5 protein-coding genes and 1 pseudogene are annotated in these 5520 nt (G+C 68.4%); 3 read left to right on the top strand and 3 right to left on the bottom strand.

All coding sequences use genetic code 11. From position 1 onward, the window contains the following. A partial coding sequence (locus tag VGZ32_RS04450; protein ID WP_326884515.1) for a hypothetical protein occupies window positions 1-206 on the top strand: 206 nt, incomplete at its 5' end. A 139-nt stretch (window positions 207-345) separates the two neighbouring features. Here the strand turns inward: VGZ32_RS04450 and VGZ32_RS28580 are convergent. Both VGZ32_RS28580 and VGZ32_RS04445 read right to left on the bottom strand, forming a co-directional pair. Next, window positions 346-459, bottom strand: a pseudogene (locus VGZ32_RS28580) (uridylate kinase); the annotation flags it as partial. A 119-nt stretch (window positions 460-578) separates the two neighbouring features. Continuing rightward, a complete protein-coding gene (locus VGZ32_RS04445) occupies window positions 579-1559 on the bottom strand; it encodes a threonine ammonia-lyase (RefSeq protein WP_349263481.1) in 981 nt (326 codons plus the stop codon). 197 nt (window positions 1560-1756) lie between these two features. Here VGZ32_RS04445 and VGZ32_RS04440 point away from each other — a divergent pair, with 197 nt between their 5' ends. After that, complete coding sequence (locus VGZ32_RS04440; protein WP_349263480.1) at window positions 1757-4225, top strand: SpoIIE family protein phosphatase; 2469 nt, start codon at window positions 1757-1759, stop codon at window positions 4223-4225. 140 nt (window positions 4226-4365) lie between these two features. After that, the gene (locus tag VGZ32_RS04435; RefSeq protein ID WP_326884512.1) at window positions 4366-4680 is read left to right on the top strand and encodes a hypothetical protein; all 315 of its coding nucleotides are present in this window, start codon (window positions 4366-4368) and stop codon (window positions 4678-4680) included. Between the two features lie 96 nt (window positions 4681-4776). Here VGZ32_RS04435 and VGZ32_RS04430 read toward each other — a convergent pair. Then, the coding region (locus VGZ32_RS04430) for an LLM class flavin-dependent oxidoreductase (protein WP_326884511.1) at window positions 4777-5520 on the bottom strand (744 nt) is incomplete at its 5' end.

Genomic DNA, 5520 nt, shown 5'->3' with positions numbered 1-5520 from the left:
TCGACCGGCTCGTCGACTCCGGCAAGTCGGTCATCATCATCGAGCACCACCAGGCCGTCATGGCGCACGCCGACTGGATCATCGACCTCGGCCCCGGCGCCGGCCACGACGGCGGCCAGATCGTGTTCGAGGGCACCCCAGCCGACCTCGTCCGCGCCCGCTCCACCCTCACCGGCGAGCACCTCGCGGCCTACGTCGGCACCTGACCTCTGTTACGGAGGGTGAACAGAGGTCGACGAACGGCGGTCTTCAGGCGGTGGCGGCTGCCACCGGGGGAGCAAGCCCGGAGAGGACTTCTAGCAGATTTCGGACGGCTCCGTGACCGGGCTTACTGCGCGCGGCTGGTTTGCCGGCGGGGGGCGGTCCGTCGACAGCGACCCGCGTCGGGTGCGCGATCATGACCGATCCGGCCGCCGCGGCCAGGCGACTGAGCAGCTCGTCGCGGGTGCCGTTGTCCATGTTCTGCCGTCGTCCCTGCGTCGTGAATGTCGCGTCGAGCCCGGCCTAGGCCGGTCTCGGCGTGTGCCGGGCTGCGGCCGCCTCCTCGCGTTCGACGAGGACGCCGCGGTGAGCAATTGTCAAGACCTGTGGATGGGAGCCGCGCCGACCCAGCGGTGATAGGCGTCTAGGTCGACGTTGCTGCCGCACACGATGGTGGCTACGTGCCGGCCGGCGAAGCGGTCACGGTCTTCGAGGATCGCCGCGATGCCGAGCGCGGCCGACGGTTCGACGACGAGGCCAGCGTGGTCGAGGAGCATCCGCATGCCGGCGATGATCGACGCCTCCTGGACCAGGACGGCGTCGTCAGCGACCAGGAGGAGGTCGTCCAGGACGGCCGGGATGGGACGCCGCCCGGCGACGCCGTCGGCGATGGTGTCGGTCGAGTCGGTGGTGACGACCCGCCGTTCGCGCCAGGAGCGCGTCATCGCCGGCGCGCCCAGCGGCTGGATGCAGATCACCTCGGCTTCGGGCGCCCGGGCCTTCACCACGTGACCCACACCGGTGGCCAGCGCCCCGCCGCCCAGGGCAATCAGGACGGCGTCGAACGACGGCACGGTGCCCGCCAGTTCCAGGCCGATGGTCGCCGCGCCCTCGCAAGTCTCGATGTCGGCGCTGTCTTCGACCAGCCGGATGCCGTGGTACCGCGCAACGGCCGCCGCCCGCTCGCGAGCGGTGTCGAAGTCGCCGTCCACCAGCTCCAAGCGGGCGTCCAGTGCGCGGATGCGATCAAGCTTGGCCGCAGGCGCAAAGCGGGATGCCACGACGGTGACGTCGAGCCCCCGGCCGCGACCGGACCAGGCGAGGGCCTGGCCAAGGTTGCCCGCGCTGGCGCACACCACGGCTCGCGCGCCTCTGTCGGCGAGCAGGCTCGCGACGACCTCGGTGCCGCGGGCCTTGAAGCTGCGGACCGGGTTCGCCGTTTCGAGCTTGATGCTCACCGTGCACCCGAGGTCGGGCTCCAGCGCCTCGCAGCGGTACAGCGGAGTGTCGAGAAAGATCGGGTTGATTACCCGGCGAGCCGCCTGGATCCGGGCAATGTCGAGACGCGTTTCCTGCACGACAAAGCAGCGTAGGCCAGGCCCTGGCGCCGATATGTGGTTGGTGTGATCCATGTTGCTCTTTCGTCGTTACGGTGCTCACTGCAATTCGCCGGGACGCCTCGTTCCGATGTGTCGCACTTTGGCACACACCGTGTGGGCGGTTATGCTCGCTGACCTGCGATGGGGAGGGCTCCTGCGAGGCGGTGCGCGCGGCGATGGACAATTACGGCAAATACACTCCAGACGGCAGCGAGGAGTTCGGCTCTGGAATCGACACAGCCACGGCCGTGGTAGACGGGCGGGGCAGCGTCCTGGCGTGGAGCGCAGGCGCCCAGCGGTTGCTCGGGTATGCCGCTGGAGATGTAGTGGGACGTCAGGCGGCCACGTTGCTAGCATCCGCCCTTCCGGCATCGGCTCGGCAGTGCCTGGCCGAGCGGAGAGATTGGAACGGCCAGGTCTCGCTGCGGCGCAGGGACGGCGGCCGGGTGGACCTGGAGCTACTGGCACACCCGAGCCGGGGCCGCGACGGCAGTCTTCGATGGGTCCTGGTGACTCTCACCGAGCGTCGGCCCCTGGCCGGAATCGACCCTGCGCAGCCCGATGCGCCCCACATGGACTGGGCGTTCACCCAGTCACCGTTCGCTCTGGCGATCCATGACAGGAACCTGCTCTGCCTCCGCGTCAACGACCGCATGTGCCAGATGTTCGGGTTCACCGAAGACGAGCTGCGCGGACGGCGCCTCACGGATGTCCTGCCGGGTCCCCAGTACGGGTCACTGGAGCGCTACATGCGCCAGGTGCTGGACACGGGCAAGCCGACGAACCGGGAGACCTATCGCCGGGTACCGGGTGAGGCCCGCGAACGCGCCTGGTCGGTTTCTGTCTCCCCCCTGAAGGATCAGGCCGGCCGGACCCAGGCAGTGTGGATCGGGGTGCTCAACATCACCGAGCAGTACGCTGCCCGCCAGCGGCTGACGCTGTTGAACCAGGCCGGCACCCGCATCGGTACCACCCTGGATGTCACCACGACCGCCCAGGAACTGGCCGACATGGTGGTACCGCTATTCGCCGATCTGGCTATCGTGGACTTGCTTGAGGCCGTGCTCAGCGGCGACGAGCCGGACCCGGGGCCGCTCACCGGCACCGTCGCGCTGCGTCGCGTCGCCCATCAGTCCATCTTCGAGGGTGTCCCCGAGGCCGTAGTCAAACCCGGGGACGTCGACGTTCATCCAGAATCCTTCCCATCGGCCCGTTGCCTGGCCACCGGCAAAGCGATTTTGACCGGCGTGAACGATCCCACGTTCCTCTCGGCGACCGGGCATAACCCGGCTCGGGCGGACACGATCCGCAAGTACGGGCTCCACTCGGTCCTGTCGGTGCCGATACGCGCCCGCGGGGTCACTCTCGGCGTCGCCGTCTTCGTCCGTGGCCAACGTCCGGAACCTTTCGAGCATGACGACGTGCTGCTCGCCGAGGAGCTCACTGCCCGGGCCGCCCTCTCTCTCGACAACGCCCGCCGTTACACCCGCGAGCGGACCACCGCTCTCGCCCTGCAGCGCAGCCTGCTGCCGCAACGACTCCCCGAACAATCGGCCGTAGAGGTTGCCAGCCGCTACCTGCCCGCTAGTGCCCATGCCGGCGTGGGAGGGGACTGGTTCGATGTGATTCCGCTCTCCGGTGCCCGTGTCGCCCTAGTCGTCGGCGATGTCGTCGGCCACGGGATCCACGCCTCCGCCACCATGGGTAGGCTGCGCACCGCCGTACGAACGCTCGCCGACGTCGACCTGCCTCCCGGCGAACTCCTCACCCGCCTCGATGACCTGGTCAGCCCGCTCTCCGCCGATGCGGATGCCAGCGACGACACGGAGAACGATGTCGGCGCCACATGCCTATACGCGGTCTACGATCCGGTTTCCCGCCGGTGCACCCTGGCGCGGGCCGGCCATCCACTGCCCGTGCTCGTCACCCCGGACGGTGCCGTCGGCTTCCTCGACCTGCCTGCCGGTCCGCCGCTCGGTCTTGGCGGCTTGCCCTTCGAGAGCACCGAGATCGAACTGTCCGCAGGGAGCATCCTCGCCCTCTACACCGACGGCCTCATCGAGTCTCGCGACCACGACATCGACCTCGGGCTTGAACGCCTGCGCCGCGCATTGACCCATCCGGAATCGTCACTAGAAACCACTTGTGACAATGTCCTCAAGGCCGTGCTCCCCACCCGTTCGGCGGACGACGTCGCCCTGCTCGTGGCCCGCACTCATGCCCTGGACGGCGACCGGGTCGCCACCTGGGACCTGCCCTCCGACCCGGCCATCGTCGCCGACACCCGCAAACAGGTGGCCACACGGCTCGCAGGCTGGGGCCTCGACGATGCGGCATTCATCACCGGACTCATCGTCAGCGAACTCGTCACCAACGCGATCCGGCACGCCCAGAGCCCGATCCAGCTGCGTCTCATCCGGGACCGAACGCTCATCTGCGAGGTCTCGGACGGCAGCAGCACCGCCCCGCACCTTCGCCGGGCCCGCGCCCTCGACGAGGGTGGACGCGGCCTGCTTCTTGTCTCCCAGCTCACCCAGCGCTGGGGGACCCGCCAGACCCCGCACGGCAAGACCATCTGGGCCGAACAAGCCCTCCCCGGTAGTGATGCCGGTGATGTTCATCATCTCCACGGAAGCGCCTCTTGAATTCCGATCTTCCAGCACGTGAGCTGCACAAACGGAGAGGCTCAGTCAGGATAGGGAGACGGGTGCGTTGGGTGCGTTAAGCGCAGTTGCGCTATGCACAGCTGTACCAGCGGCTGCTGTTGAACGATGATGGAACGGTCATGCAACTGTCGGATCAGACGCTTTTCCAGTTCGCTGTCCTCACGCTCAGCGGGATCATCTGGTCAGTCGTAACAGCGCTACTGGTGACGGACTACCGGGGCACCCTGACGAGCTACACGCACAGATGCTGGCTGACGTACCAGCGTCCGTGGTATCAGCGGACGTTCTTGCGGACCGCGTCGTCTCGTGCCCGCTATGCCGACGAAAACCGGCTCCGGCGCACCTTCCGGATCGTTGCCGTCATCGGACCCGCAGTGGGGGTATTCGTCCTCTCGATCGAGTTCAGCGCCCTTGTAACGGGACATGTGAGCTGAGGCCAAGCCGCCTGGCAGGGCGGCCGACCGGGCATTCGTGCTTCTGGCGACCGGAACCGGATGGTGATCCGGGCGCCTGTCTCGAGTGCGCGGTGCTCAGGCGAAGGCGGCGGCAAGCGGGGTGAGGCACAGGACGTCCTCGGGGTCGGTCAGGTGGGGGAGGGAGACGAATACGGTCTTCACACCGCGGTCAGCCAGCAACCGGTAGCGGCCGATGTGGTCGTCGGCAGTGCCGGCGTGGTGGCGCTGGGAGAAGGCGGCGGCAGTAGTCCTGCCGCGCAGTTGCTCCACGATCGATGCGGCATCCTCACGGTCGCGCCCGATGACCGGGATGTCGAGCACGGTCACCTCGGCCTGCGCTGGGTCACGCCCGGCCTGCAGGCAGTGCTGGCGGAAGATGGCAAGCTTGCGGTCCAGCGTGCTGATGTCCGAGGGAAGGTTGCAGCCATCGCCGAGCCTGGCGGCGATGGCAAGCGTCCGCTTCTCGCCGCCGCCGCCGACGATGACCGGGATCCGCGACACAGGCCGCGGGTAGCAGGTGGTTTCCGGCAGCCAGACCCGCTCGCTGCGGTACTGCCCGGTGCCGGGCTGCCACAGGGCGCGAAGCGTCTCGATCGCCGACTCGAGCTCGTCGAACCTGACCCGAGTCGGCGGAAATGGCAGGCCGAACCCTGCGTGCTCGCGCGCCCACCAGCCGGCTCCGATGCCGCAGAACGATCGTCCGCCGCTCAGTACGTCAAGCGTGGCCACGGTCTTGGCCAAGATCCCGGGCGCGCGGAACGTCACGGGTGTCACCAGGGTGCCCAGGCGAAGACCTGGCTCCAGGCCAGCGAGCATCCC

Source organism: Actinocrinis sp. (assembly GCF_035938995.1).
Taxonomy (GTDB): Bacteria; Actinomycetota; Actinomycetes; order Streptomycetales; family Catenulisporaceae; genus DASZGI01.
The sequence above is the reverse complement of the archived record's forward strand: the minus strand, read 5'-3'. Positions and strand labels throughout refer to the sequence as shown.

What these genes read in the sequence shown, in the direction of transcription:
- VGZ32_RS04440 (WP_349263480.1), top strand. Translation starts at nt 1,757, where the DNA reads ATGGACAATTACGGCAAATACACTCCAGACGGCAGCGAGGAGTTCGGC.
- VGZ32_RS04435 (WP_326884512.1), top strand. Translation starts at nt 4,366, where the DNA reads ATGCAACTGTCGGATCAGACGCTTTTCCAGTTCGCTGTCCTCACGCTC.